Consider the following 283-nt stretch of genomic DNA (forward strand, 5'->3'; position numbering starts at 1 on the left):
CCAGCAGGCCGCGGCTGCGCAGTACCGCCCGTTCCAGTGGGCTGAAGACGAGCAGGTCGATGGCGATGCCGACGATCAGGATGAGGAGGATGGCGAAGAAGACCATGGACATGGAGCTGGTCTGGCGGCCGTTTTCCAGGAGTTGGCCCAGGCCCACGCCGAGGTCGGGGGAGGAGGCGATGATCTCGGCGGCCATGAGGGAGCGCCAGGAGAAGGCCCAGCCCTGCTTCAGGCCCGCGAGGTAGCCGGGCAGGGCGGCGGGCATGACGATGTGCCAGGTGCC

At 68.6% G+C, this 283-nt stretch carries 1 protein-coding gene; it reads right to left on the reverse strand.

Features of this window, described 5'->3' with window-relative positions; genetic code table 11:
* The coding region (locus tag IF78_RS0143020) for an ABC transporter permease (protein ID WP_031498973.1) at window positions 1-283 on the reverse strand (283 nt) is incomplete at both ends.

It is taken from the genome of Streptomyces bicolor (assembly GCF_000719285.1).
GTDB classification, from domain to species: domain Bacteria; phylum Actinomycetota; class Actinomycetes; order Streptomycetales; family Streptomycetaceae; genus Streptomyces; species Streptomyces bicolor.